22 protein-coding genes are annotated in these 23,905 nt (G+C 66.9%); 10 read left to right on the forward strand and 12 right to left on the reverse strand.

Features of this window, described 5'->3' with window-relative positions; genetic code table 11:
- Positions 1 to 4: 4 nt before the first annotated feature.
- The 5 genes from CXY76_RS15520 to CXY76_RS15540 form a co-directional block, all read right to left on the reverse strand.
- Positions 5 to 811 carry a hypothetical protein gene (locus CXY76_RS15520; protein ID WP_233199935.1) on the reverse strand — a complete coding sequence of 269 codons (807 nt, stop codon included), beginning with the start codon at positions 809 to 811 and terminating at the stop codon, positions 5 to 7.
- A gap of 103 nt (positions 812 to 914) precedes the next feature.
- Positions 915 to 2,513, reverse strand: a complete 1,599-nt coding sequence (locus CXY76_RS15525) for a ubiquinol-cytochrome c reductase cytochrome b subunit (RefSeq protein WP_104166152.1) — start codon at positions 2,511 to 2,513, stop codon at positions 915 to 917.
- Between the two features lie 14 nt (positions 2,514 to 2,527).
- On the reverse strand, positions 2,528 to 3,601 hold the full coding sequence (locus CXY76_RS15530) for a ubiquinol-cytochrome c reductase iron-sulfur subunit (RefSeq protein ID WP_104166154.1): 1,074 nt from the start codon (positions 3,599 to 3,601) through the stop codon (positions 2,528 to 2,530).
- 54 nt (positions 3,602 to 3,655) lie between these two features.
- Complete coding sequence (locus tag CXY76_RS15535; protein ID WP_104166157.1) at positions 3,656 to 4,468, reverse strand: cytochrome c; 813 nt, start codon at positions 4,466 to 4,468, stop codon at positions 3,656 to 3,658.
- Positions 4,469 to 4,492: 24 nt separating this feature from the next.
- Positions 4,493 to 5,122 (reverse strand): heme-copper oxidase subunit III, encoded by a 630-nt coding sequence (locus CXY76_RS15540; RefSeq protein ID WP_369826161.1) that lies wholly within the window; start codon positions 5,120 to 5,122, stop codon positions 4,493 to 4,495.
- A 142-nt stretch (positions 5,123 to 5,264) separates the two neighbouring features.
- Here CXY76_RS15540 and trpD point away from each other — a divergent pair, with 142 nt between their 5' ends.
- Positions 5,265 to 6,317 (forward strand): anthranilate phosphoribosyltransferase, encoded by a 1,053-nt coding sequence (trpD, locus tag CXY76_RS15545; RefSeq protein WP_104166161.1) that lies wholly within the window; start codon positions 5,265 to 5,267, stop codon positions 6,315 to 6,317.
- A gap of 86 nt (positions 6,318 to 6,403) precedes the next feature.
- Here trpD and glpK read toward each other — a convergent pair whose 3' ends face one another.
- Positions 6,404 to 7,918: a glycerol kinase GlpK gene (gene glpK / locus CXY76_RS15550; protein ID WP_104166163.1), complete on the reverse strand. Its 1,515-nt coding sequence runs from the start codon at positions 7,916 to 7,918 to the stop codon at positions 6,404 to 6,406.
- A gap of 120 nt (positions 7,919 to 8,038) precedes the next feature.
- Positions 8,039 to 8,755 carry an MIP/aquaporin family protein gene (locus CXY76_RS15555; protein WP_233200055.1) on the reverse strand — a complete coding sequence of 239 codons (717 nt, stop codon included), beginning with the start codon at positions 8,753 to 8,755 and terminating at the stop codon, positions 8,039 to 8,041.
- 282 nt (positions 8,756 to 9,037) lie between these two features.
- Here CXY76_RS15555 and dhaK point away from each other — a divergent pair, with 282 nt between their 5' ends.
- Genes dhaK through CXY76_RS15575 form a run of 4 tightly spaced genes read left to right on the forward strand, consistent with a single transcriptional unit; the run spans position 9,038 to position 11,824 of the window.
- On the forward strand, positions 9,038 to 10,039 hold the full coding sequence (dhaK, locus tag CXY76_RS15560; protein WP_104166167.1) for a dihydroxyacetone kinase subunit DhaK: 1,002 nt from the start codon (positions 9,038 to 9,040) through the stop codon (positions 10,037 to 10,039).
- Between the two features lie 10 nt (positions 10,040 to 10,049).
- Positions 10,050 to 10,688 carry a dihydroxyacetone kinase subunit DhaL gene (dhaL, locus tag CXY76_RS15565; RefSeq protein WP_104166169.1) on the forward strand — a complete coding sequence of 213 codons (639 nt, stop codon included), beginning with the start codon at positions 10,050 to 10,052 and terminating at the stop codon, positions 10,686 to 10,688.
- A gap of 2 nt (positions 10,689 to 10,690) precedes the next feature.
- The gene (gene dhaM, locus CXY76_RS15570) at positions 10,691 to 11,449 is read left to right on the forward strand and encodes a dihydroxyacetone kinase phosphoryl donor subunit DhaM (RefSeq protein ID WP_233199937.1); all 759 of its coding nucleotides are present in this window, start codon (positions 10,691 to 10,693) and stop codon (positions 11,447 to 11,449) included.
- A gap of 54 nt (positions 11,450 to 11,503) precedes the next feature.
- On the forward strand, positions 11,504 to 11,824 hold the full coding sequence (locus CXY76_RS15575; RefSeq protein ID WP_104166171.1) for a hypothetical protein: 321 nt from the start codon (positions 11,504 to 11,506) through the stop codon (positions 11,822 to 11,824).
- A 509-nt stretch (positions 11,825 to 12,333) separates the two neighbouring features.
- Here the strand turns inward: CXY76_RS15575 and CXY76_RS15585 are convergent.
- Positions 12,334 to 14,721, reverse strand: coding sequence for an excinuclease ABC subunit UvrA (locus tag CXY76_RS15585; RefSeq protein ID WP_104166173.1), 2,388 nt, complete (start codon positions 14,719 to 14,721; stop codon positions 12,334 to 12,336).
- Positions 14,722 to 14,862: 141 nt separating this feature from the next.
- Between CXY76_RS15585 and CXY76_RS15590 the strand changes: the two genes are divergently transcribed.
- The gene (locus CXY76_RS15590; protein WP_104166175.1) at positions 14,863 to 15,465 is read left to right on the forward strand and encodes an HdeD family acid-resistance protein; all 603 of its coding nucleotides are present in this window, start codon (positions 14,863 to 14,865) and stop codon (positions 15,463 to 15,465) included.
- Positions 15,466 to 15,471: 6 nt separating this feature from the next.
- Here the strand turns inward: CXY76_RS15590 and CXY76_RS15595 are convergent, their stop codons facing one another.
- Entirely contained in the window at positions 15,472 to 16,266 is a 795-nt protein-coding gene (locus tag CXY76_RS15595; protein ID WP_233199939.1) for an SDR family oxidoreductase, read from the reverse strand.
- Positions 16,267 to 16,323: 57 nt separating this feature from the next.
- Between CXY76_RS15595 and CXY76_RS15600 the strand changes: the two genes are divergently transcribed.
- From CXY76_RS15600 to CXY76_RS15615, 4 genes are all read left to right on the forward strand, one after another.
- The gene (locus CXY76_RS15600) at positions 16,324 to 16,794 is read left to right on the forward strand and encodes an NfeD family protein (protein WP_104166177.1); all 471 of its coding nucleotides are present in this window, start codon (positions 16,324 to 16,326) and stop codon (positions 16,792 to 16,794) included.
- Position 16,795: 1 nt separating this feature from the next.
- Positions 16,796 to 17,776: an SPFH domain-containing protein gene (locus tag CXY76_RS15605; RefSeq protein ID WP_104166179.1), complete on the forward strand. Its 981-nt coding sequence runs from the start codon at positions 16,796 to 16,798 to the stop codon at positions 17,774 to 17,776.
- Positions 17,766 to 18,545, forward strand: a complete 780-nt coding sequence (locus CXY76_RS15610; RefSeq protein ID WP_104166181.1) for a glycerophosphodiester phosphodiesterase family protein — start codon at positions 17,766 to 17,768, stop codon at positions 18,543 to 18,545. Before CXY76_RS15605 ends, CXY76_RS15610 begins: the two co-directional genes overlap by 11 nt.
- 89 nt (positions 18,546 to 18,634) lie before the next feature.
- Positions 18,635 to 18,997, forward strand: a complete 363-nt coding sequence (locus CXY76_RS15615; RefSeq protein WP_088456196.1) for an RNA polymerase-binding protein RbpA — start codon at positions 18,635 to 18,637, stop codon at positions 18,995 to 18,997.
- Between the two features lie 49 nt (positions 18,998 to 19,046).
- Here CXY76_RS15615 and lnt read toward each other — a convergent pair whose 3' ends face one another.
- The 3 genes from lnt to tatC are packed head-to-tail and all read right to left on the reverse strand — an operon-like array spanning position 19,047 to position 23,905.
- The gene (gene lnt, locus CXY76_RS15620) at positions 19,047 to 20,648 is read right to left on the reverse strand and encodes an apolipoprotein N-acyltransferase (protein ID WP_233199941.1); all 1,602 of its coding nucleotides are present in this window, start codon (positions 20,646 to 20,648) and stop codon (positions 19,047 to 19,049) included.
- A 9-nt stretch (positions 20,649 to 20,657) separates the two neighbouring features.
- Complete coding sequence (locus CXY76_RS15625) at positions 20,658 to 23,102, reverse strand: RNA helicase (RefSeq protein ID WP_104166183.1); 2,445 nt, start codon at positions 23,100 to 23,102, stop codon at positions 20,658 to 20,660.
- Positions 23,103 to 23,110: 8 nt separating this feature from the next.
- Positions 23,111 to 23,905: a twin-arginine translocase subunit TatC gene (tatC, locus tag CXY76_RS15630; protein ID WP_369826162.1), complete on the reverse strand. Its 795-nt coding sequence runs from the start codon at positions 23,903 to 23,905 to the stop codon at positions 23,111 to 23,113.

Genomic DNA, 23,905 nt, shown 5'->3' on the forward strand with positions numbered 1-23,905 from the left:
AGGCTCAAGCGTTTGAGCGGCGGAATCCAAGGAGTCGGAACGCCACGGTGACCTCGGTTGACCCGGCCCGGTCAGCGGGGTCGGCGGATGACGGGTGGTGCGAGGACGGGCCCATTCCGATCAGGGCGGCAACGTCGTCGGGGGAGAGCAGCAGGGTCCTGGACAGGTCCGCCGTGGACTCCAGGTGAAAGCCTGACGCCAGGCTGGTGACCAGGTCGTCGGTCTTGTTCCCGTGCACGTCCAGGGCCAGGCCGGCGGCGCGGAGCTCCTGGAGGTGGCTCGGGTGTGGCACCACGACGGCCAGGAGCCCGCCAGGAGCCAGGATGCGATGGAACTCGGCCGGATTCCGGGGAGCGAACACGTTGATCGCGGCGTCAGCGGCACCGTCCCGGATCGGAAGGGCAGACCAGACGTCCGCGACGAGTCCGTTGGTGGTCGAGTTCGGATCGGTCAGTCCGGCCCGGACGGTGCGTGCGACCGCGGCCGCGGACAGGTCCATGGCCAGCGCTCCGACGCCGGTGGTCCGGGCTGACGGGGAACCGGGGGAGTCGCGGCCCGAGACGGCGTCCAGGACGCCGCGGAGGTAGTAGCCGGTGCCGCAGCCGATGTCGATGACACGGTGCGGTGACTCGGCGGCCACAAGGGCGCTGAGGGCATCGCGGAGCTCGGTGTACCAGCCGCGTTCCAGGAAGAGATCGCGCGCGTCGAGCATCGCGGCGGAATCGCCGATGAGTTTGCGTGAGCCGACGAGGAGGGAGGCGAAGCCTCGCCGGTTCGTGTCGAACCGGTGGCCGTTGCGGCAGGCGAGCACCAGCTCGCCCGCCGGGACGAGGTCGGTGGAACAGTTCGGGCACCGCAGCCACTCAGACAGTGTCTGGAGTGGGTGCGGTGCCCGAACCGGTTCGGCTGAGGAACTAGTGGTGATCGCCGTGGCTCTCTTCGAGTTCCTTGGTCCCGACCGGGGCAATCCGGTCTTCAAAGAACCAGCGGGACAGGCCGGCGCGAACCCGTTGCAGAGGCGACACCTTGCCCTGGGCGTTGGGTGTCAGCTCCAGCGGCTGGTAATCGGCGTAGCTGACCAGCTTCCAGCGCTCGTACTCGTCGACAGGCTGGTGCACCTCGATGTACTCGCCGCCGGGCAGACGCACGATACGGCCGGACTCATAGCCGTGCAGAACGATCTCGCGGTCCTTCTTCTGCAGCGCCAGGCACACCCGCTTGGTGATGAAGAATGCGATGAACGGGCCCAGGATCACGATCACCTGAAGAGCGTGGATGACACCCTCCATGGTGAGCTTGAAGTGGGTGGCGATGATGTCCGAGGACGCTGCCGCCCACAGGCCGGCGTAGAACGTGACACCGGCGGCGCCGATGGCCGTTCGGGTCGGCGCGTTGCGCGGACGGTCCAGGACGTGGTGCTCGCGCTTGTCGCCGGTGATCCAGGCCTCGATGAACGGGTAGATCAGCACCGTGACGATGAAGATACCGATGACGGTGAGGGGGATCAGGATGTTGAACGACCAGGTGTGGCCGAACCACACCCATTCCAGTCCCGGCGGTACCAGTCGCAGTGCTCCGTCGGCGAAACCGATGTACCAGTCCGGCTGGGTTCCGGCAGACACCGGTGAGGGGTCGTACGGTCCGTAGTTCCAGATCGGATTGATCGTGAAGAACGAGGCCATCAGCATCACCACGCCGAAGACGATGAAGAAGAATCCACCGGCCTTGGCGGCGTAGACCGGCAGCACCGGGTAGCCGACGACCCGTTCGTTCGTGTGGCCCGCACCGGGGTACTGCGTGTGCTTGTGCACCACGACGAAGAGGAGGTGGATCGCGATCAGCGCGACGATGATCGCCGGCAGCAGCAGGATGTGCAGCGAATACAGGCGACCGACGATGTCGGTGCCCGGGAACTCACCGCCGAAGAGCAGGAACGAGATCCAGGTTCCCACGACGGGGATGCCCTTGACCATGCCGTCGATGATCCGCAGGCCGTTGCCGGAGAGCAGGTCATCCGGCAGCGAGTAGCCGGTGAAGCCCTCGGCCATGGCCAGGATGAACAGCACGAAGCCGATCACCCAGTTGAGCTCGCGCGGCTTGCGGAAGGCTCCGGTGAAGTAGATGCGGAGCATGTGCAGGCCGATCGACGCCACGAACAGCAAAGCTGCCCAGTGGTGCACCTGGCGCATCAGGAGACCGCCGCGCACATCGAAGGAGATGTCCAGCGAAGACGCCATGGCCACGGACATCTCCACGCCCTTGAGCGGCACGTAGGAGCCGTCATAGTGCACTTCGGCCATCGATGCCTGGAAGAAGAAGGTCAGGAAGGACCCGGACAGCAGGATGATGACGAAGCTGTACAGCGCCACCTCACCCAGCATGAACGACCAGTGGTCTGGGAAGATCTTGCGACCTAGCTCCTTGACCAGGGTGGAGGCGCTGGTGCGCTCGTCGATGTAATTCGCCGCGGCGCCGGTCAAACCGCCGGGCTTCTTCGTCGCTGCGGGTTTCATATTAGTTGCGGTACTCACTGTCGCTCCCAAAAGCTCGGTCCGACGGGTTCAAGGAAATCGCTCTGGGCGATCAGGTATCCCTCGGAGTCCACCGCGATGGGCAGCTGGGGGAGTGCGCGCTTGGCCGGTCCGAAGATGACCTTGGCGTGGTCGGCCACGTCGAACTGCGACTGGTGGCACGGGCAGAGGAGGTGGTGCGTCTGCTGTTCGTACAGGCCCACCGGGCATCCGACGTGCGTGCAGATCTTGGAGTACGCGACGATGCCGTCGTAGGACCAGGTGACACGCTCGGGGAGCTGGTTGAGGTCTTCGGGCTTCATGCGCACGAGGATGACGGCGGCTTTCGCCTTCTCTTCGAGTCTGCCGTGCTCGAGGTCCTGCAGTCCCTCCGGGATCACGGCGAACGACGACCCGAGGGTCACGTCGGAGGCCTTGATCGGCGCCCCTGAGGGATCCAGGGCCAGCCTGGTGCCCTTCTTCCACATGGTCTGATTCAAGAGGGCGACCGGGTCCTGGTCCTGCGGGGCGAGCCCGCGGAACAAGACGACAGCGGGGAGCGGGAACACCACGAGGGCACCGATGAGGCTGTTGCGGATCAGGGCGCGACGGCCGAGGCCGGACTCCTCGATCACTTCGTGGTAGATCTCCACGGAACGCTCACGAGCCTGGTCGCTGCCGCGAACCGGGTGGCGCTGATCGATGCCTTCGGTGTTGGGCATCAGGGACTTGCCCCAGTGCACGATGCCGATACCGAGTGCCAGCAGCGCCAGCGCGAGTCCGATACCGATGAACAGGTTGTTCAACCGCACCGAACCCGGTTCCTCGGGAACGATCGGGAAGACCATGTACGCCGCGATAGCGAAGATGCTGCCGACAACGGACAGGTAGAACAGGGTGTAGACGGTGCGCTCCGCGCGCTTCTCTGCGCGCGGGTCGAGGTCGGTCACACGCTGTCGGTGCGGCGGCAGGCCGGGATTCTTCAACGCGTCGCGTGCAACCACGGCGGTGCCCGCGGCGGCCGTGACGTGCTCGACGCTCGAGGAGTCGGCAGCGGTCAGGTCCTTTCCGCTGGTCTCATCGCTGGCCATGGTTCTCCTTCGGGGGCGCTGTCTGTGGTCGCTGTGTCATATTCCGGGTGCCGATCAATTTGATTTCGCCGCGATCCACACGGTCAGGGCGACGATGGCGCCCAGACCGAAGATCCAGAGGAACAGTCCTTCTGACACCGGTCCGAGGGACCCGAGGGCGAATCCACCCGGAGACGGGTTGTTGTCGAGGTACTTGAGGTAGGTGATGATGTCGCGCTTGTCTTCGGGCGAGATGTTCATGTCGTTGAACACCGGCATGTTCTGCGGTCCGGTGACCATGGCCTCGTAGATGTGCTCCGGGCTGACGCCCTCCAGCGCGGGAGCGTACTTGCCCTCGGTGAGCGCGCCGCCGGCCCCGGCGACGTTGTGGCACATGGCGCAGTTGATGCGGAACAACTCGGCTCCGGCTGCGGCGTCGCCCTCGGCATCGAGGTACTCGGCTTCGGGCAGTGCCGGGCCGGGAGCGAGGGATGCGACGTAGGCGACCAGAGCCGCGGTCTGCTCCTCGGTGAACTGAACCGGCTTGACGATGGCTTGCGGACCGTTGGCCTGCATGGGCATGCGTCCGGTGCCGACCTGGAAGTCGACGGACGCGGCACCCACACCGATCAGGCTGGGACCGGTACCGGTTCCATCGGCGCTGAGGCCGTGGCAGGTTGCGCAGTTCGCGGCGAAGAGTTTTTCACCCTCGCTGATGGTCTGCTGCGACGCCGTTTCGGTCTGTGCGGTGGCCGTGCTGGTGCTGACCATCGCGTACGCGCCGCCGGTGAAGAGCAGTCCGATCGCGATCAACGCGACGCTGGCGACCGGGCTGCGCCGTCCGGTGCGACGTGCGCGGCCGTTGGTAGGTTTCTTAGTCCTGGGCATACTGAGTGTGTCCGCTCCTGCTTGTTATTTGAGAACGTAGATGACCAGGAAGAGCCCGATCCACACGACGTCGACGAAATGCCAGTAGTACGAGACCACGATGGCGCTGGTGGCTTCCTTGTGACCGAAGTTCTTGACCGCGAAACCGCGACCGATCACGAGGAGGAAGGCAATGAGTCCGGCGGTCACGTGGATGCCGTGGAATCCGGTGGTGAGGTAGAACGCCGAGCCGTAAGCGTTGGAGGCGAGTGTGACGCCTTCCGACACGAGGGTCGCGTACTCCAGGACCTGGCCGGAGACGAAGATGGCGCCGAGCGCATAGGTGAGGAAGAACCACTCGACCATGCCCCACTGGCTGGGCTTCCAGCCCGTGGACCTGGCCTGCAGGCGCTCGGCGGCGAACACGCCGAACTGGCAGGTGATCGAGGAGGAGACCAGGACCAGGGTGTTCACCAGGGCGAAGACGAAGTTGTGCTTTTCCGTCTCGAACTGCCACAGCTCCGGGGAGGTGGACCGCAAGGTGAAGTAGATGGCGAAGAGGCCAGCGAAGAACATGACCTCGCTACCCAGCCAGACAATGGTGCCAACCGCCACGCTGTTGGGCCTGTTAACTACGGGAATGGTCGCCCGGGGAGAAATTGAGGTCGTCGTCACTCCTCCATTATGACCGATTCCTCCACAGGTTTTTCTCAAGGTGAAGTGCCATAAGACCCTAATGTGAAAAATGGCCTCCCCAACCACAGGCTCTCGGTGCCGAAATGCCGGCCGGGGGAGCGCCGGCGCTTAAGATTGGGCCATGCTCGAATCCCAGTCTTGGCCCGCCGTTCTCGATGCCCTTCTGCGTAGAGAGGACCTGAGCGTCGCCGATGCGGCCTGGAGCATGGAACGCATCATGCTCGGTGAGGCCACTCCGGCCCAGCTCGCCGGCTTCCTGGTGGCGTTGCGCGCCAAGGGCGAGACCGTGGATGAGATCGTCGGTTTCCGGGACGCGATCCTCGACCACGCCGTTCCGCTGAACGTCAACTCGATGGGGCTGGACATCGTCGGCACCGGGGGAGACCGGTTCGGCACCGTGAACGTCTCGACCATGGCATCGATAGTGTGTGCGGCGTCCGGCGTGCCGGTGATCAAACACGGCAATCGGGCGGCCAGTTCCGCATCGGGTTCGTCAGACGTGCTCGCCGCGCTGGGTATCGACCTGACCCTGTCGGCCGACGTCGTGGCCTCGATCCTGGCCGCCACCGGCATCACCTTCGCCTACGCAGCGGCGTTCCACCCCGGTTTCCGGCACGCCGCCGCCGTTCGGGCCGAGCTGGGCATCCCCACGGTGTTCAACTTCCTCGGCCCTCTGGTCAACCCTGCCCGCCCGGAAGCATCCGCGGTCGGTGTGGCCAACCTCGACAGGGTCCCGCTGTTCGTCGGGGTTTTCCAGACCCGCGGCGCGTCGGCACTGGTGTTCCGCGGTGACGATGGCCTCGATGAGCTGACCACGACGGGTCACAGTCACGTCTGGGAGGTGTCCAGGGGTCTGGTCACCGAGCACGACATCGATCCGCGCGATCTCGGCATCCCGCGGGCGACCATGAGCCAACTGATCGGCGGTTCGCCGGAACACAACGCCAAAGTGGTGCACTCGGTCCTCGCCGGTGAGCACGGACCGGTGCGGGACATCGTGCTCCTGAACGCGGCAGCGGGCCTGGTCGCCTACGACCTCGCTCACGATCCCGCGCAGTCGCAGGTCAGCATCCTGGACCGGTTTCGGGCGAAACTGGCCGTGGCAGGGCAGGCCATCGACTCCGGCGCGGGAACCGCAAAGCTCGCTGACTGGGTGCAGGCCAGCCGCGCCTGACCTGCCGGGCTATCCGGTTGCGCAGCCCCGCAGGTGTGCGGGGCTGCGCAACCGGCGGCGGCGGCTTCAGCTGGAGGTTCTGACGGTTAGAGCACGTCCTCGTCGACCCAGTCGAAGGTCTTGGTGACGGCCTTCTTCCAGTTGCGCAGCTGGCGGGCGCTTTCCTCCTCGCTCAACTTCGGCGTCCAGCGGCTGTCTTCCTGCCACTGCGACCGCAGCTCGTCCAGGGTGCTCCAGAAGCCGACCGCGAGGCCCGCCGCGTAGGCTGCGCCGAGCGCGGTGGTTTCGGCGACGACCGGACGCACCACGGGCACACCGATGATGTCGGCCTGGAACTGCATGAGCAGGTTGTTCTTGATCATGCCGCCGTCGACCTTGAGTTCGGTCAGCGGCACCCCGGAGTCGGCATTCACCGCATCGAGCACCTCGCGGGTCTGGAAGGCCGTGGCCTCCAGCGCCGCCCGGGCGATGTGGCCCTTGTTGACGAACCGGGTCAGGCCGACCAGGGCGCCGCGGGCATCCGAGCGCCAGTACGGCGCGAACAGGCCGCTGAAGGCCGGCACGAAATACGCACCGCCGTTGTCGTCGACCGTGGCGGCGAGCTTCTCGATCTCCTCCGAGGAGGTGATCATGCCCAGGTTGTCGCGCAGCCACTGCACCAGGGCGCCGGTGACGGCGATCGACCCCTCCAGGGCGTAGTGCGGTTCGGCGTCGCCGAGCTTGTAACCCAGTGTGGTCAGCAGGCCGTTCTTGGAGTGGATGATCTCGGTGCCGGTGTTGAAGATCAGGAAGTTACCGGTGCCGTAGGTGTTCTTCGCCTCGCCCTGGTCGAAGGCGGCCTGGCCGAACGTGGCGGCCTGCTGGTCGCCGAGGATGCCCGCGATCGGCACCTCGCGCAACAGGCTGTGCTCGTTGACCGTGCCGTAGACCTCGCTCGAGGACTTGATTTCGGGCAGCATCGACTTCGGCACATTGAAGATGCGCAGGATCTCGTCATCCCACTGCAGCGTCTCCAGGTCCATGAACAGGGTCCTGCTGGCGTTGGTGACGTCGGTGGCGTGTACGCCGCCCTCCAGGCCCCCGGTGAGGTTCCAGAGCACCCACGAGTCCGTGGTGCCGAACATCAGGTCGCCGGCCTCGGCCTTGGCCCGGGCACCCTCAACGTTCTCGAGGATCCAGACGATCTTGGTACCGGAGAAGTAGGTCGCCAGCGGCAGGCCCACCTTCTGCTTGAACCGCTCCACGCCGCCGTCGGCGGCGAGCCGGTCGACGATCGGCTGGGTGCGGGTGTCCTGCCAGACAATGGCGTTATAGACGGGCTTGCCGGTGGTGCGGTCCCAGACCACTGCGGTTTCGCGCTGGTTGGTGATGCCGACCGCGGCGATGTCGTGCCGGGTGAGGTTGGCCTTGGAGAGCGCTTGGCCGATCACCTCACGGGTGTTGTCCCAGATCTCCATCGGGTCGTGTTCCACCCAGCCGGCGCGGGGGAAGATCTGCTCGTGCTCGAGTTGTCCGGTCGAGACGATGGATCCGGCGTGGTCGAAGATGATGGCGCGAGAGCTCGTGGTGCCCTGATCGATGGCGAGTACATACTTAGCCATGGTGTACCTCCTTGTACGTTGCGTGGTGGCTTGAACAGACTATAAAACCGTCTGGCGGTTTTTAGGTGGTGTGTTGCACAGCGAAGCAGGCCGGTCCGTGGAGGGACCGGCCTGCCACGGTTACGCGATGACCGGCAGCCAGACCAGCGACGCCCAGCCCGCCAGGACTCCGCCGATGACGGGTCCGACAACGGGAACCCAGGAGTAGGCCCAGTCCGAGGAGCCCTTGCCCTTGATCGGCAGGATGAAGTGCGCGATCCGGGGGCTGAGGTCACGGGCCGGGTTGATGGCGTACCCGGTGGGGCCACCGAGCGAGACGCCGATGACGAGAACCAGCAGCGCAACGGGCAGCGCCCCCAGCGCAGCGAGACCGCCGCTCTCGCCCTGACGGCCGCCGCCGAATGCGATCACCACGAAGACCAGCACGAAGGTGCCGATGATCTCGGTGACCAGGTTCCAGCCGTACGAGCGGATGGCCGGCCCGGTCGAGAAGGTTCCGAGCTTGTTGGCGGGCTCGGGCTCCTCGTCGTAGTGCTGCTTGTAGGCCAGCCAGCACACGACGGCGCCGAGGAAGGCACCGAGGAACTCGCCGGCCAGATAAACGAGCACGGACAGGAAGTTCACCGGGACGCCGAGGCCGAATTCGGTGGCGCCAGAGGCGACGAGGCCGAGGGTGACGGCCGGGTTGAGGTGTGCGCCTGAGTTGTATGCCACCGTGACACCGGCGAAGACCGCGAAGGCCCAGCCGAAGGTCACCATGAGGAACCCGCCGCCGAAACCCTTATTCTTCGTCAGGGCCACGTTGGCCACGACACCACAACCAAGGAGGATGAGCATCCCTGTGCCCAGCACCTCCGACAAAAATACAAGACCGATATTGTCCACGATGACCTTTCTCGTAAGAATCGAGATGCCGGCTGTACCGGAGCAATCCCTTCGCGGTGAGCGATTTCGCAGTCACCATAGCGCGGGCGGGGCGCGAGCGAAATAGTCCCGGTGGGCAGCATCATCTGCCTCTTACCCAGACCGATGGCAGCGCGTAGGTTGTGCAGGGAGCACAGTTACGTGCCCGGCGCTGAAGCCTGCGCCGATCGATCCCGACGAAACGAAGGAATGGTCATGAAAAAGCTTGTCAACGACCCGAAGAACGTTGTCGACGAAGCCGTCGCCGGTTTCGGTGCGGCGCACGCGGATATCGTGCGTGTTTCCCTGGACCCCGTGTTCATCGTGCGTGCGGACGCGCCGGTGGCGGGAAAGGTCGGCATCGTCAGCGGCGGTGGCAGCGGGCACGAGCCCCTGCACGGTGGTTTCGTCGGGTTCGGCATGCTGGATGCGGCGGTGCCGGGCGCCGTGTTCACGTCGCCGACCCCCGACCCGATCCTGGCCGCCACCAAGGCCGTCGACGGGGGAGCCGGGGTGCTGCACATCGTGAAGAACTACACAGGCGACGTGCTGAACTTCGAGACCGCGGCGGATCTGGCCGAGGCCGATGAGATCGAGGTGCGCACGGTGATCGTCAACGACGACGTCGCCGTGAAGGACTCGCTGTACACCGCGGGGCGCAGGGGAGTGGCCGGCACCGTGCTCGTGGAGAAGATCGCCGGTGCGGCCGCCGAACGCGGTGACGACCTGACCGCCGTGGCGACCGTCGCCGAGAAGGTGATCGGCCAGGTGCGCTCGATGGGCGTGGCGCTCACGCCGTGCGTCGTGCCCCACGCCGGGGAGCCCAGCTTCACCCTCGCCGACGACGAGATCGAGATCGGCATCGGGATCCACGGCGAGCCCGGGCGTGAGCGGATCAAGCTCGAACCGGCCGATGCGATCGTCGACCGGATCCTCGGACCGATCCTGGACGACATCCCCTACGCATCCGGGGACAAGGTCCTGCTCTTCGTCAACGGAATGGGCGGGACGCCCCAGGTTGAGCTGTACATTGTATTTCGACGGGCCGCCGAAGTTCTCGCCGAGCGAGGCATCGAGGTGACACGCACGCTCGTCGGCAATTTCACAACATCACTGGAGATGCAGGGCATGTCGATCACGGTTCTCAAACTCGACGATGAGTTGACCGCCCTGTGGGATGCTCCGGTGCACACGGCCGCACTGCGGTGGGGAAAGTAGGGAAGACCGAATGAGCGTAGACGTCGCATGGGCCCAGGCCTGGATCAGGAGCAGCGCGAAGGTTCTCTCTGAGCACCGCGCCGAGCTGAACACCCTCGACCGCGAGATCGGCGACGGTGATCACGGCGAGAACATGGACAGGGGCTTCCAGGCCGTCCTGCCCAAGCTCGAGGCGTTGGCTGACGTGGAAACTCCTGGTGAACTGCTCAAGGCTCTCGCGGCGACGCTCATTTCGACCGTCGGCGGTGCGGCCGGTCCGCTCTATGGCACCGCGTACCTCAAGGCCGCCGCCGCCGTGAGCGGGGCCGCCGAACTGGACGGCCCGGCCGTCGTCGCCCTGCTGACGGCCGGGCGGGACGGCATCGTGCTGCGCGGCAAGGCCGAATCCGGTGACAAGACCATGGTGGATGCCTGGACCCCGGCAGTGGAGGCGGCCGTCGAGGCCGAAGCCGCCGGGGCCAGCCCCAGCCTGATCCTGGCCGCCGCCGCAGACGCTGCCGAGGCCGGCGCCGTTGCGACCGAACCCTGGGTGGCGCGGAAGGGCCGGGCGAGTTACCTGGGGGAGCGAGCCATCGGCCATCGCGATCCCGGCGCTCAGTCGACGGCGCTCATCCTCCGCTGCGGCGCCGATGCGGCCGCACAGTCCTGATTGTGGCTGAGCTGATTGTGACTGACCCGAACGTGACTGACCCGGACGCTCCTGAGCCCCTGGTAGGCGTGGTGTTCGTCTCGCACAGCGGCGAGATCGCCTCCGGTCTGGTGACGCTGGCCCGCCAGATGGCCCCGAACGTCGCCCTGGTGGCCGCGGGCGGAATGGATGACGGCGGAATCGGCACGAGTTTCGACAAGATCGCGGCAGGCATCGCGGAGGCCGACCACGGTGGCGGCGTCGTGTTGCTCTGCGACCTGGGCTCGGCCATCCTGACCGCGGAGACCGCGGTGGATTTCCTCGACGACGAGGTGCGGGCCCGGGTGCGCATCGCCGACGCGCCGCTCGTGGAGGGCGGTGTGGCGGCCGCCGTCACGGCCGAGATCGGGGGAGACCTCGCGGCCGTACTCGCGGCGGCCGAGTCGGCACAGGGCGGCGGGTCAGCCCCGACAGAGGCTGCGCCGTCCGAACCGGCGGGCGCAGACGGTGCCGAGGGCGCGGCGCGTCCGGTCAGCCGTACGGTGACGTTGCGAAACCGGGACGGGCTGCACGCCAGGCCCGCGGCGGACTTCGTGAAACTCGCCAGTGGATTCGACGCTGAAGTCACCGTCAACGGCAAGGACGCCCACAGCCTGCTGGGCATCATGTCGCTCGGGCTGACCCGGGGGATGAGCGTGGAGATCTCCGGGCCCGACGAACGATCGCGGGCGGCGGTGGACGCCCTGGCCGACCTGATCGAGACCGGTTTCGGCGAAGAATAGCGGCACGGTTGGCGTTCCTTGGCCGGGGGCGTTGCAGGGGCGTACGCTGTGGCCATGGTCCAGAATGAGAAATCCTCGGCCCAGGCTCACCGCCGAGGCGCCAACCGGTTGTTCGACTGGGTGGAGGACCGGCTCCGGCCAGCCTTCGACTCCCCGCCCGTGGGCACCTACGACGCGGCGGAGACGACCGGGCTGGCCCAGTGCCCGGTGTGCGGCCGCCCGATGACCGAGCACACCATCGAACACTCGGCGCACGACACCGTGCTGAACTGTCCGATTCCGCACCCGGGCGCCTGGGACCGGGACGCGTTCGAACCGGTCAATGAATTCGGCATGGTCATGCGCCGTAGGCCGGACGAGGGCGCGCCGGACTGAGTGTTGCGGGCGCCGGCCTTGAACTGCGCTACCGGGTGATCGGCACACAACTCAGCGATGCGGCGCGGCGGCTGGACCGCATCGGTGCCGAGTGGGACCGCCGGCTGGCGGTTATCAGGCAGATCGCCGAGGAGCTGTGAAACCCTCAACCCGGGGTTGATCCCGGCCCCGATCTCTGTTTGTTGACATAATGTGCATTATCGGTCACATAACGGTAGCGGGAAAATGGCCGGGAAGATGGCCGGGACCGGGCCGCTCCGACGTTCGAACACGCCGGCTGGCTCCGTGACGGCGCCGGCCCGCACGTCGGCGTCTGCCGGGCGCCGGGCATAAGTCGGCACACCGGACATGGTCGCATGTGGCCCGGTGGCCGGCTGGCCGGCTGTGCCGGCGACGGTCGGGCGCTTCGTTGACGCACCCCTTTCGAGCCGCTCAGCGCGCCAATCTGCATGTTATGTCAAGAAATCAGCTTTTCTCAGCAGAACCGCAGCTCGTCTCGGTAATTCGGGTCAGGCGCCGACGTATGCCGCGAGGTGCTGGCCTGTGAGGGTGGATCGTGCCGCGACGAGGTCGGCGGGTGTTCCCTCGAACACGATCAGGCCGCCGTCGTGGCCGGCGCCGGGACCCAGGTCGATGATCCAGTCCGCGTGGGCCATCACCGCCTGGTGGTGTTCGACGACGATGACCGACTTGCCGGAGTCCACCAGCCTGTCGAGCAGGGCGAGAAGCTGTTCGACGTCGGCGAGGTGCAGGCCCGTGGTCGGCTCGTCGAGAACGTACACGCCGCCCTTCTCCGAGAGGTGGGTGGCCAGCTTCAACCGCTGCCGCTCTCCCCCGGACAGCGTCGTCAGCGGCTGACCCAGGCTGAGATAGCCGAGCCCCACGTCGGCCAGGCCTACCAGGATGGCGTGCGCGGCCGGTGTGCGGGCCTCGCCGGCGCCGAAGAACACCTCGGCCTCGGTCACCGACATCGCGAGAACCTCACTGATGTCGCGGCCACCGAGCCGGTATTCCAGCACGGAGGCGTCGAACCGTTTGCCCTCACACACCTCGCAGGTGGTCGAGACCGTCGCCATCGGGCCCAGGTCGGTGAAGATCACGCCGGCACCGTTGCAGTTCGGGCAGGCGCCCTCGGAGTTGGAACTGAACAGGGCGGGCTTGACGCCGTTGGCCTTTGCGAAGGCCTTGCGGATCGGCTCGAGCATTCCCGTGTAGGTAGCCGGGTTGCTCCGCCGCGAGCCGCGGATCGCGCCCTGGTCGATCGACACCACGCCGGCGCCGGCCGGGACGGAGCCGTGCACGAGCGAGCTCTTGCCCGAACCGGCCACGCCGGTGATGACCACGAGGACTCCCAGGGGGATGTCGACGTCGACATCTTGCAGGTTGTGCGCGGTCGCGCCGCGGATCTGCAGGGCCCCGGCGGGTGTGCGCACGCTCTCCTTGACCCTGGCGCGGTAGTCGAGGTGGCGGCCGGTGAGGGTGTCGCTGGCCCGGAGGCCCTCGAGAGTTCCCTCGTAGCAGACCGATCCGCCCGCCGTGCCGGCACCGGGGCCCAGATCGATGACGTGGTCGGCGATGGCGATCATCTCCGGCTTGTGCTCCACCACGAGTACGGTGTTGCCCTTGTCCCGCAGCCGCAGCAGCAGCTCGTTCATTCGTTGGATGTCGTGCGGGTGCAGCCCGATGGTGGGTTCGTCGAAGACATAGGTCACGTCGGTGAGCGACGAGCCGAGGTGCCGGATCAGCTTGGTGCGCTGCGCCTCACCACCGGACAGGGTGCCGGCCGGCCGGTCGAGCGAGAGGTAGCCCAGGCCGATCTCGGTGAACGAGTCGAACAGGTGCTGCAGTGCCGCCAGCAGCGGAGCCACTGTCGGGTCGTCGATGGTGCGCACCCAATCGGCGAGGTCGCTGATCTGCATGGCGCAGGCGTCGGCGATGTTCACGCCGTCGATCCGCGACGACCGTGCTCCCTCGCTCAAGCGGGTGCCGCCGCAGTCCGGGCAGGTCGCGAAGGTGACGGCGCGGTCCACGAAGGCGCGGATGTGCGGCTGCATGGCCTCGCGGTCCTTGGCCAGGAACGACTTCTGCACCTTGGGGATCAGGCCCTCGTAGGTCATGTTGATGTCGCCGACCTTCACCTTGACCGGCTCCTTGTAGAGGAAGTCGTGCTGTTCCTTCGTGGTGTAGTCACGGATCGGCTTGTCGGCGTTGAGGAAGCCGGAGCCGGTGAAGATCTTCACTCCCCAGCCGTCAGCGGTATAGCCGGGGATGGTGAGTGCGCCCTGGTTCAGCGACTTGGAGTCGTCGTACAGCTGGGTCAGGTCGATGTCGTTGATCTTGCCCATGCCCTCGCACCGCGGGCACATGCCGCCAGTGATGCTGAAGCTGCGGCGCTCCTTGGTGGTGGTGCCGCCCTTCTCTATGGTCACCGCGCCCGCGCCAGAGATCGAGGCGACGTTGAAGGAGAACGCCTGTGGCCCGCCGAGGTAGGGCTGGCCGAGCCGGCTGAACAGGATGCGCAGCAGCGCGTTGGCGTCGGTGGCGGTGCCGACCGTCGACCGGGCGTTGGCGCCCATCCGCTCCTGGTCCACGATGATCGCGGTGGTCAACCCGCTGAGCAGGTCCACATCCGGCCGGGCCAGCGACGGCATGAAGCCCTGCAGGAAGGCGCTGTAGGTCTCGTTGATCATCCGCTGCGACTCCGCGGCGATGGTGCTGAAGACCAGCGAGCTCTTGCCGGAGCCGGAGACGCCGGTGAACACCGTCAGGCGGCGTTTGGGGATTTCGACGCTGATGTCCTTGAGGTTGTTCTCCCGGGCACCCTGCACCCGGATCAGGTCGTGGCTGTCCGCAACCTGGATGGACGACGACGGGGCCGTCGGGGCTGAAGCGTTCATCGTGTCTCCAAAAAGGGGGTGCCGTGGCTCTGCAGCCGACCAGCTTCGAGCATACGTGAGGATCTCCGTTGTCACCGGGCAGTTTCAGTGCCGGGTGCGCTGCGCGTAGCCGTGCGGGCGGCTTCGGATTAGGTTGTCGGCATGCCCAACACCGTCGGACCCGCCAGTGCAGTCTTCGCCATCGCCATCGACCCCCGGCAGCTGAGCCGGCGGGAGATCAGCGGCATCCGGGTGGCCTTCGCGGTCAGTGCCGTGGTGGCGATCGGTATCGGGACGATCCTGCTGGTCTGGACCGAGGCCACCCTCGCGGTCATCGCCGTGCTGTTCGGGCTGTACTTCGTGGTCAGCGGGGTCGTCCGGATCGTGCGCGGGGTGGCCAGCACCGGGTCGGCCGCCGGGGGCCGGGTGCTCAACATCGTTCTCGGCGTGCTGGTGCTGATCCTGGGCATCCTGGCGCTCCGGAACCCCGAGGGGTCCTTGGCCGTTCTCGGACTGGTGGTCGGCATCGTCTGGATCGTCGAGGGGGTGGCGGCACTGGTGGAGTACACCACGGACTCCAGCCGCTGGCCCGGAATCCTGCTCGGCGTGGTCGGCATCCTGGCGGGCCTGATCGTGCTGTTCGCGCCGGTGCAGACCATCGGCGTTCTCGTCACGATCGGCGGCATCATGCTGATCATTTCGGGACTCGTGCAGCTCGTGCGGGCGTTCACCTTCGGACGCGGCGTCACCGCCACCGCCGGGTGAGCAGATCTAGCTGGTGAAGTCCGAGGTGTCGCCGACGTAGCGGGTGTTGTTCGCCGGCACCGGCTCGACGGCGGCGAGAACGATCTCGGCGGCGAACTCGCTGACGTTGTAGAGCTTGCCGGCGGAATCCTGGCGGGCGCTGATGGCTCCGGGGTTCGCGCGTTCGAGCAGGACGGCCGTGATGGTGCCCTGGATCATGTCGCCGGAGACGACGACGAAGCCGATGCCGGCCTCGGCCAGTTCGGGGATGACGGCGCGCAGGGCGTCTTCGCCGGCGCGCTTGCTGCGGGCGACCGGCTCGTAGACCGCGACGTTCGACGCGGTGTCGACGAAGTGCGCCTGGTGGCTCGTGATGAAGACCACGCGGGCGCCGTCGCTGAGCAGCGGCACTGCCGCGGTGAGCAGGTTGACCTGGGCGTCGCGGTTCAGCTGCATGGCGTAGTCCTCGGCCATGCCGGACTCCATGCCTCCGGAGGCATTCATCACGAGGATGTCGAGTCCGCCGTACTCGGCGCGGATGGTGTCGAACATCGCCGAGACGGACTCAGCGTCGGTGAGGTCAGCGGCCACGGTGATGGCGGTTCCGCCGGCGGCGCGGATGGCATCGGCCAGCTTGGTGGCGCGTGCTTCCTTGTTCCGGTAGTTGATGACGACCTTCGCGCCGGCTTCGGCGAAGTAGGCGACGGTGTCGGCTCCGATCCCCCGGGACGAGCCCGTGACGAGGATGCGCTTTCCCGAGAGGCTGCCGGGCTGGAGGGGATTCATCGATGGTGTGCTCACGGGGATAAACACTACCAACATGCCCAACACCTCCAAGTGCTAGCGTCATCTGCAAGCGACGCTAAGAGGGGCGGCGACATGGTGGATTTGACGGACTACCTGTGGATCGTATGGCTGGTGTTCATCCTGGTCTGCGTCATCATCGAGCTGCTCACCCTGGATTTCACCTTCCTGATGATCGCCGTCGGCAGTCTCGCCGGGCTGGGCGCGAACCTGCTCGGCTGGGACTGGTGGGTGCAGATCCTCGTCGCCGGCGCCGTCTCGGTGTTGCTGCTGCTGCTGATCCGCCCGGTGCTGTTGCGGCTGATGGCCAAGGGCGCGGCGTCGGTACCGCCCAGCAACGTGGCCGCGCTGATCGGCATGGGCGGGCGGGTGTCCTCCACGATCACCGAGTTGGGCGGTCTGGTCAGGCTCGACAACGGCGAGACCTGGACGGCCGGCCTCTCCCCCGACCGGGTCCAGACCCGCATCGATCCCGGCGAACGGGTGCTGGTGTCGGCCATCGAGGGTTCCACAGCTGTTGTCGTCCCCGAGGAAAGGACCGATTGACGTGCCAAATCTCGATCAACTCCTGCTCCAGATCTTCGTGCTGGTCCTCATCATCGTCGTGCTGGTCTTCGTCGTGGTGGTGCTCGTGCGCACCATCCGCATCATTCCCCAGGCCAGTGCCGGTGTCGTCGAACGCCTCGGCAAGTACCACAAGACCCTGATGCCCGGACTCAACATCCTGGTGCCGTTCGTCGACAGGGTGCGACCGCTCATCGACATGCGCGAACAGGTGGTCTCCTTTCCCCCGCAGCCGGTGATCACCGAGGACAACCTGGTGGTGTCCATCGACACGGTCGTCTACTTCCAGGTGACGGATGCCCGCGCGGCGACCTATGAGATCGCCAACTACCTCGGCGCGGTCGAGCAGCTCACGACGACCACGCTGCGCAATGTGGTCGGCGGGCTCAACCTCGAGGAGGCGCTGACCAGCCGGGACAACATCAACGGGCAACTGCGGATCGTGCTGGATGAGGCCACCGGAAAGTGGGGCATCAGGGTCGGCCGGGTGGAGCTGAAGGCCATCGACCCGCCGCATTCGATTCAGGACTCGATGGAGAAGCAGATGCGCGCCGAACGAGACCGCCGGGCGCTGATCCTCACGGCCGAGGGCACCAAGCAGTCCGCCATCCTCACGGCGGAGGGAGCGCGTCAGGCCTCGATCCTGCAAGCCGAAGGCCAGGCCAAGGCTGCCGTGCTGCGGGCCCAGGGAGAGGCGGAGGCCATCACCACGGTCTTCAAGGCCATCCACGATGGCGACCCCGACCCGAAGCTGCTCGCCTACCAGTACTTGCAGACCCTGCCGAAGCTGGCGGACGGCACGGCGAACAAGCTCTGGATCGTGCCGAGCGAGCTGACCGAGGCGATGAAAGGCATCGGCAGGGCCTTCGGCCCGAACGCGGTTCCAGGTTCTCACCCGGGCGCCGCCGCAGCCGAACCGTCGGGGGCACTCCCAGAAACACCGGGGCCCGGACATGAGCGCTGAACCGTCTACCTTCCTGTCCCCGCCGGGGCCGCGCATCCTCGCGCACCGCGGGCTCAGCACCCAGGCGCCGGAAAACACCCTGCTCGCCTTTCTGCAGGCCATCCTCGGCGGGGCAACACACCTCGAAACCGACGTGCACGCCAGCAGCGACGGCATCGCCGTGATCAGCCACGACCCTGTCCTGCCGAACGACGGACCGGCCGTGAACGCGCTCACGATGGCCCAGCTCAGCCGGGTCGACCTCGGTGCGGGTCAGACCTATTGTTCCCTCGCGGAGGCGTTGGCCGCGTTCCCGGAGGCGAGGTTCAACATCGACATCAAGTCCGCCGACGCCGTGCTGCCGGCCGCGCGCGCCATCCGGGCGGCCGCCGCCTCCCGCCGGGTGCTCCTCACCTCGTTTTCTGAGAGCCGGCGCCGTCGGGTGCTCCGGGCCGTGCCCGGAGCGACGACATCGGCCTCTGCCCAGGGGATCGCCCTGATGCTCGCCGCTGTGGGCCTCCGGCAGCACTGGGCGCTCCCCCGCATCCTGCGCGGGGTCGACGCCATCCAAGTGCCGCTGCGGGCGGGTCGGCTGCGCATCGTCACCCCCCGCGTGATCCGCCGAATGCATGCAATCGGCGTGGAGGTGCACGTGTGGACGGTCAATGACCCGGCCCTGATGGCCCGGCTGCTGGCACTGGGCGTCGACGGCCTCGTCACCGACCGCTGCGACCTCGCCGCCCACCTCGTCAAGGGCAGAGAATCCACACCAGACAGACCCGGTTTCTGAGAGATCCCCGGGAGATAGGCGGTAACGGAAAGATAACGCACAGCTTGATGGTTTAGAACTAGGAATGCATCGCGAGAGGAGACCACACGATGGCAGATCGTAGTTTGCGTGGCATGAGGTTGGGTTCGCAGAGCCTGCAGAGCGAAGAGGGCGTGACCTTTTCCCCACGCGTCAGTCACACGTATTTGTGTGCAACGTGCGAACGCGAGACGGTGATGATTTTCTCCGCCGAAGCAGAGGCACCAGACGAATGGGAGTGCCGTTTCTGCTCCCAGACCGCAACCCGGTTGGTTGATTCGAAGCCAGTGGTCGTTGACCACTCCGACGAAAAAATCGCCCGCACCCACTGGGACATGCTCCTGGAGCGTCGCACCCGGGCCGAGCTCGAAGAGCTGCTGGAGGAACGCCTCGCGGTCCTGCGTCAGCGTCGGGGCCAGAAAGTCGGCGCTTAGCCACCTCAGCGGGCAGCCTGGCTCCCGCACCCACACCTGACGGCGTCGGCTAACCCCGGCGCCGTTTGCGTATCCTCGCGCGGTCAGCAGCCACGGGGCCGGCCGACAGCCGGGGACCGGTCTCGGAGAGCCCGAGGGCTCGGGCCGAGACGACGCAGAACAGCACCCCCGCCAAGCCGAGGCCGGAGACGAACCATTCCAGGGCCCGGCCCGCCGTCATCGCCGGAGTATTCGAGTCGCTCAGCGGAACGGTCTCGACCATCGCGCCGGACACCCAGGTGGGCAGGCTGTCGAGGGTCTGGCCGTCGGGCGTGATGATCGCGCTCGTCCCGACGGTCGAAATGTTCACCACGGTGCGACCGGCCTCGATCGCGCGGAGCCGTGCTATCGCCAGCTGCTGCACCGACTCATCGGTGCGACCGAAGTCAGCGTTGTTGGTCTGGGCCAGGATGATCTCGGCGTCGTCGTCGATCATCTCGTGCACGAGCTGGTCATCGGCGATGTCGAAGCAGATGGCGATTCCCGCGATGATGCCGTCGATGTCGAAGACATTGTCCCTGGTGCCGATCTCGTAGTCCCGGGAGACGAGGTCGATGAGCTCGGGCGCGAAGGGCCGCCAGAAGGCCCGGTCCGGCATGTACTCCGCGAAGGGAACCGGGTGCACCTTGTCGTAGAGGTCGACGGCACCTTCGCCGGCCTTCCAGAGCAACGACGTGTTGTAGTACTTGCCGTTCCGCTCGGTGATGGTTCCGGCGATCAGCGGAGCATTCATGGCCCGGCTGATGTAATCGGCCACCCGTGCCGAGTCTGCGGACCTGAGCGGGTCGACGTCGATCCCGTTCTCCGGCCAGACGACGAAGTCTACCGGCTCCCCCACCAGCGGCAGGGTCGCCGAGACGTGGTCGTTCAGGATCTGGCCAGGCGCGTTCTGCGCGAACAGGCCGGCGTCGGAGGCGCCTTGCACGGCAGCGATCCGGGCCGTGCCGCTCTGCAGGGTCGGCCACGCCGGGAACGCCAGCAACAGGGCGACCGCGGCCACCGCTGTCGCGGACCTGGCCCCGACGCGTACCCCCGGCTCCCGGCAGAGCTGCACGGTCAGGGCGCTGAGCCAGACGATCACGAAACTCAGACCCGACATGCCCACCCAGGCGATGAGCCCGTTGAACGGGCTCTCGGATTGGGAGATGGCGACTCGGCCCCACGCGAATCCGCCGTACGGCCACACCGCGGAAATCGCTTCCCGAGCCGTCCACAGCCCCGCCACGACGACCGGGAGCACACCGATCCGGCCGGCGACCGACGGCCAGACCCGCGGACCGATATTCAGCACCACCGCGGTCAGCGCCAGGCCGACGCCGAAGAAGAGCGCCTCGAGTCCGGCCAGGGCCAGCCAGGGCACCGGCCCGAGGTACAGGGTGAGCCAGCTGATGTGAATGAGCCAGAACGACAGGCCGGCCACCAGGCCGACCAGGAGGCCTGTCCAGGGCCCACGGCCCAGCAGGGCCAGGAACATCAACGCCACACCGATCGGAGCCAGGATCCACCAGTCACGATCCGGGAATCCGCCGTCCAGGATGGCGCCGGCGCCGGCGGCAAGCAGAATCGCCGCCCACAGGGGCAGGCCGGTGCCTCGGAGTATGCCGGTCTTCACCTCAACAGCCTATGCGACCGAGGAATAGGCGACGATGCCGCGCCGGATGGAGTCCATCGCCACCCGCGCCGTGCGACCGACGGGGCCGTCCGCGACGAGCGAGAGCTGGTCGAGCAGGTCGATGGTCTGCTTGGTCCAGCGCACGAAGTCACCCGCGGCCATCTCGGCCTCCTCAAGCACCAGGCCGAGCGAATCCCCGCGCGCCCATTTCCACATGGCCAGGCTCAGGCCGCCCGCGAGGGGATTGCTGCCGGGCAGCTTGTGGTCGCGTTCGAGGTCGTCGAGCTGGCTCCACAGGATCTGGGTGGCGTCCAGGGCGGGCCGGAACGGGCCCTTGGGCAGGAACCGTTCGTCGGTCAAGCCCTCGTCGCGGCGGGGTTCGAACACCAGGGCGCAGGCCATCGCGGCCAGGCTCGGCGCGTCGAGGGAGTTCCAGAGGCCACGGCGCAGTGACTCGGCCACGAGCAGGTCCCGGTCGGCGTAGATGCGGCGCAGGATGCGCCCGCTCTCGCTCAGCGTGACCGTGCGGTCCTCGCCGGGCAGGAGGTAGCCGAAGCCGAGCAGCACGTCGGTGACCCTGTCGAACACCCGGGCGACGGCCCCGGTGCGGGCCGTGATCTGGCTGGTCAGCGCCTCGGTCTCCCGGGTCAGCTTCCACCACCGCTGGGCCCAGCGGGCGTGGGCCTCGCGTTCGGGGCAGCTGTGGCAGGGGTGCGCGCGCATGCGCTTCCGCAGGGCGGCCAGTTCCTTCTGGCGCCGGTCCCGGCCCCGCGCGTTCGAATCGGCGGCCGCGTTCTCCCGTTCCAGGTCGGACAGGCGGCGCCGGATGCCGGAGTACTCGGTGAAGTCGCCGAGGTGGCAGGCCATCGAGGTGGCGTAGCCGTCGAGCGAGCTCTGCTGCGCTCGCACCCGGCGGGCCAGGTCAACCACGGCGCGGTCGGCCTGGAACTGCGCGAACGAGGACTCCAGGACCTCCCGGGTGCGTTCGCGCCCGAACTGGTCGATGAGGTTCACGGCCATGTTGTAGGTCGGTTTGAAACTGGAGTTCAGCGGGTAGGTGCGCCGGGACGCCAGGGAGGCGACGGCCTGCGGGTCCAGTCCCTGTTGCCACTGGATGACGGCGTGCCCCTCGACGTCGATGCCGCGGCGACCCGCGCGACCGGTGAGCTGGGTGTACTCCCCCGGCGTGATCGGCACCCGCGCCTCGCCGTTGAACTTCTCGAGCTTGTCGAGCACCACGGTGCGGGCGGGCATGTTGATGCCCAACGCCAGCGTCTCAGTGGCAAAAACCGCTTTGACCAGCTTCTTTTGAAAGAGTTCTTCGACGACTTCCTTGAACGCGGGCAGCATGCCGGCGTGGTGGGCGGCCACGCCGCGTTCGAGACCGTCGAGCCACTCCCAGTAGCCGAGCACGGCGAGGTCCTCGTCGAGCAGCGTGCGGCATCGTTCGTCGACGATCTGCCGGATCAGGTCACGCTCGGCGGTGTCGGTGAGGCGCACGCCGGCGCGGAGGACCTGACGCACGGCCTGGTCGCAGCCGACCCGGCTGAAGATGAAGAAGATGGCGGGCAACAGGTGCTTGCCCTCGAGCATCCGCACGATCTCGGCCCGGTCCATGCGCCCGGACTCCGCTTGCGCGCGCTGCTGGTGGTACCTGCTCTGGTGCGAGTTACGGCGACCAGAGCCTGACCTGTCGGAGAGCGGGCGGCCGCCGGACTGGGCCAGCCTGACCAGTTCAGGGTTCACCCGGTGAGTGGCGGCCAGTCCGGACGAATCGAACAGGTCGAGCATCTTGCTCTTGACCAGCACGTGTTGGTCCAGCGGCACCGGGCGTTCCTCGGAGACGATGACGTCGGTGTCGCCGCGCACGGCCTGCAGCCAGTCACCGAACTCCTCGGCGTTGGACACCGTCGCGCTCAGCGACACCATCCGCACCGACTGGGGCAGGTGGATGATGACCTCTTCCCAGACCGCGCCGCGGAAACGGTCGGCCAGGTAATGCACCTCGTCCATGATCACGAAGGCGAGATTGCCGAGCAGGTCGGAATCGGCGTAGAGCATGTTGCGGAGGACTTCGGTCGTCATCACGACGATCCGGGCGCCGGCGTTGACGTTGGTGTCCCCCGTGAGCAGACCCACCTGGTCTGCGCCGTACTCGGCGACGAGCTCCTGGAACTTCTGGTTGCTCAGCGCCTTCATCGGCGCGGTGTAGAAGACCTTGGCGGTTTTCTGCTGCATGGCCAGGAAGATGGCGAACTCGGCGACGACGGTCTTGCCGGCGCCGGTGGGTGCGGCGACGAGCACGCTGTTACCCGCCTCGAGCGAGGCGCCCGCGGCAAGCTGGAAGGAATCCAGGTCGAAGCGCAAGCCCCGACGGAAGGTCTCGAGTTTGGGCGTCTGCGCCCGCAGGCGTGCTGCCGTGTACCGGTCGGCCGGTGTCTGGAGGTCTGACATCTGGTGCGCTAGAGCGCCAACTCCCGTTCGAGGGCACGAGCGCGCCGGGCGGCGCGCCTGTCGTGCAGGTACGCGATTCCGTACGCGGCGAAGTACAGCAGGATCATCGGCACCGCGAGCATGAACATCGAGATCACGTCGGCGGCCGGGGTGGCGATGGCGGTGAAGAGGATGATCACCAGAACGGCGATGCGCCAGGACTTGATGATCGAGGAGGCGCTGATCACCCCGGCGAAATTCAGCAGGACCACGAAGACCGGCAGCACGAAGGCGATGCCGATGGCGACGAGCAGTTTGAGGGTGAAGTCCAGGTAGTTCTGGGCGTTGATGAATGCCGCGTCCTCGGGAGGCGCGAAGCTCGTCATGAGGCCGACGACCTGCGGGAGCACGTACCAGCCGGCTGCGCAGCCGGCGAGGAACAGCGGCACCGCCGTGAGCACGAAGCCGTAGACGTACTTCTTCTCGCCGCGGGTGAGGCCCGGCATCAGGAACGCGAAGATCTGGTAGAGCCAGACGGGGCTGGACACCACCAGGCCCACGTAAAACGCGATCTTCAGCTTGAGGTCGAACGCGGAGGTGATGTCCGGGTAGTTGATCTGCGCGTTCCGGTTCTGCGCCTCGATGATGGCGTAGATGGGTTCGCGCAGGGCGGACCAGACTCCCTCGGAGAGCATCCAGCCGACGATGGCGCCGATGAAGATGCCGGCGGCGGCGCGGAACAGGCGCTTACGAAGCTCGACCAGATGCTGGCCCAGCGACATCGTGCCCGCACGGTTCGCACGCTTGGTGGTGCGCACGGCCAC

Source organism: Cryobacterium sp. N22, from assembly GCF_002929555.1.
Taxonomy (GTDB): Bacteria; Actinomycetota; Actinomycetes; order Actinomycetales; family Microbacteriaceae; genus Cryobacterium.

Bases quoted from the DNA above. Each gene is read 5' to 3' on its own strand.
- dhaL (WP_104166169.1), top strand. From the start codon at position 10,050: ATGAGCGTAGACGTCGCATGGGCCCAGGCCTGGATCAGGAGCAGCGCG.
- CXY76_RS15590 (WP_104166175.1), top strand. From the start codon at position 14,863: ATGCCCAACACCGTCGGACCCGCCAGTGCAGTCTTCGCCATCGCCATC.
- glpK (WP_104166163.1), bottom strand. From the start codon at position 7,918: ATGGCTAAGTATGTACTCGCCATCGATCAGGGCACCACGAGCTCTCGC.
- CXY76_RS15600 (WP_104166177.1), top strand. From the start codon at position 16,324: ATGGTGGATTTGACGGACTACCTGTGGATCGTATGGCTGGTGTTCATC.
- CXY76_RS15585 (WP_104166173.1), bottom strand. From the start codon at position 14,721: ATGAACGCTTCAGCCCCGACGGCCCCGTCGTCGTCCATCCAGGTTGCG.
- trpD (WP_104166161.1), top strand. From the start codon at position 5,265: ATGCTCGAATCCCAGTCTTGGCCCGCCGTTCTCGATGCCCTTCTGCGT.
- CXY76_RS15575 (WP_104166171.1), top strand. From the start codon at position 11,504: ATGGTCCAGAATGAGAAATCCTCGGCCCAGGCTCACCGCCGAGGCGCC.
- CXY76_RS15610 (WP_104166181.1), top strand. From the start codon at position 17,766: ATGAGCGCTGAACCGTCTACCTTCCTGTCCCCGCCGGGGCCGCGCATC.
- CXY76_RS15525 (WP_104166152.1), bottom strand. From the start codon at position 2,513: ATGAAACCCGCAGCGACGAAGAAGCCCGGCGGTTTGACCGGCGCCGCG.
- dhaK (WP_104166167.1), top strand. From the start codon at position 9,038: ATGAAAAAGCTTGTCAACGACCCGAAGAACGTTGTCGACGAAGCCGTC.
- CXY76_RS15535 (WP_104166157.1), bottom strand. From the start codon at position 4,468: ATGCCCAGGACTAAGAAACCTACCAACGGCCGCGCACGTCGCACCGGA.
- CXY76_RS15615 (WP_088456196.1), top strand. From the start codon at position 18,635: ATGGCAGATCGTAGTTTGCGTGGCATGAGGTTGGGTTCGCAGAGCCTG.
- CXY76_RS15595 (WP_233199939.1), bottom strand. From the start codon at position 16,266: ATGTTGGTAGTGTTTATCCCCGTGAGCACACCATCGATGAATCCCCTC.
- CXY76_RS15555 (WP_233200055.1), bottom strand. From the start codon at position 8,755: ATGCTCATCCTCCTTGGTTGTGGTGTCGTGGCCAACGTGGCCCTGACG.
- CXY76_RS15530 (WP_104166154.1), bottom strand. From the start codon at position 3,601: ATGGCCAGCGATGAGACCAGCGGAAAGGACCTGACCGCTGCCGACTCC.
- CXY76_RS15625 (WP_104166183.1), bottom strand. From the start codon at position 23,102: ATGTCAGACCTCCAGACACCGGCCGACCGGTACACGGCAGCACGCCTG.